Origin of the sequence: Actinomyces sp. S6-Spd3 (assembly GCF_000758755.1) — a bacterium.
Lineage (GTDB): Bacteria > Actinomycetota > Actinomycetes > Actinomycetales > Actinomycetaceae > Pauljensenia.
In genome coordinates, this window is record NZ_JRMV01000011.1 from 1 (window position 1) to 695 (window position 695).

Here is a 695-nt window from a genome sequence, read left to right on the forward strand (position 1 = left end):
AAACATTCCGCGCGAACTGTTCCTTGAACTTGGTGTCGAAATGGGCGAGTACGTTCGCGTACACATTGAAAACCAGCACGGCGACGTCTATTCGGCTCCGCTTAAGTACGTGCGCTCGTTTGCGGATGTGTCGGTTGGTGAACCGCTCATTTATACGAACTCTTTGGACAACATGGCTATCGCAATTAACCGCGGTTCGTTCGCAATGGCGTACTCAGTTGGGCAGGGAACGCAGTGGAAGGTGGATTTTGAGTATCCGCTAGATGATGCGCCCCTCGCCTAATCCCCCTCATCCCTTTCAGTACAAATTCAAGTAGAAGGAAAACAATGATCAATAAGACTTCGCCAACCACTGCTGTGGTAGCTACGGGTATTGGCGCGGCCCTCTTTTTTGTACTCGGCCGTTTTCTTGTAATCCCAACGCCGATTCCAAACACAACCATTAACATCCAGTACGCGCTGCTAGCCGTGTTCGCACTGCTTTACGGCCCAGTGGTTGCCGGCCTTATGGGGTTGATTGGTCACTTCCTGATCGACGCCACCTCCTACGGCCCCTGGTGGTCCTGGATCGTGGCTTCGGCTATTGCCGGTCTGATCATGGGCCTAATGACGCTGAAAGATAACGTGCAGGACGGCCCAATCAACAGTGGCGGCCTGGTACGTTTCAACGTTGCCGTGGTGGTAGCGCACGCTGT

The 695-nt window shown here is 53.4% G+C and carries 2 protein-coding genes; both read left to right on the forward strand.

Features of this window, described 5'->3' with window-relative positions:
• Positions 1 to 283, forward strand: a 283-nt coding sequence (locus HMPREF1627_RS00065) for an SAM hydroxide adenosyltransferase (RefSeq protein ID WP_034499659.1), incomplete at its 5' end; no start/stop codon positions are given.
• A gap of 44 nt (positions 284 to 327) precedes the next feature.
• The coding region (locus HMPREF1627_RS00070; protein WP_034499663.1) for an ECF-type riboflavin transporter substrate-binding protein at positions 328 to 695 on the forward strand (368 nt) is incomplete at its 3' end.